Origin of the sequence: Mesorhizobium sp. M7A.F.Ca.CA.002.05.1.1 (assembly GCF_003998335.1) — a bacterium.
In the GTDB taxonomy this organism is placed as follows: domain Bacteria; phylum Pseudomonadota; class Alphaproteobacteria; order Rhizobiales; family Rhizobiaceae; genus Mesorhizobium.
The window spans coordinates 1-480 of sequence record NZ_RZQI01001633.1 but is presented as its reverse complement, the minus strand read 5'-3'; the positions used below and the strand labels follow the sequence as shown (position 1 = coordinate 480).

At 70.0% G+C, this 480-nt stretch carries 1 pseudogene; it reads right to left on the bottom strand.

The features are described 5' to 3' along the window. Positions 1-480 (bottom strand): annotated as a pseudogene (locus EN939_RS37470) (SPOR domain-containing protein); the annotation flags it as partial.

Below are 480 nucleotides of genomic sequence, written 5' to 3'. Positions count from 1 at the left end.
TAGCTGGACTGAGCGCTTTCGACGGTCGGCTGCGAGGCGATCTGCATCGACCACGAGCCACCGCCGGCCGCAGTCGATGCCGGATCTATGGACGCAACCTGATCGGGCTTGACCTCGCCGACAACATCGACCGGCTGGTCGGATGGACGCTGCGGCGCGAGCGGAACCTTTGCCGGCGTGTTCGCCGATTGGGCCTCGGCTTTCGGCTTGGCGACCGGCTTGAGGGCCGGCACGTCGTCCGCCTGGGCGGCGGCAGGCGCCACGGTGCCGGTCTGGTCCGCGTCGGCTTGGGCCACTGGGGCAACATGCTGCGGCGCCGGATCGACCGGCTCGGTGGCGGCCACTAGCGGCGCGGCGGGCGCTGCCGGATCTTCACGCGGCACCAGCGAACCGTCCGACTTGACCACCATGGTCCTCACCTTGCGCGGCGCAACGGCGACGACATCGGCATTGGTGCCCTTGTCGGCATCCTGCAGCACC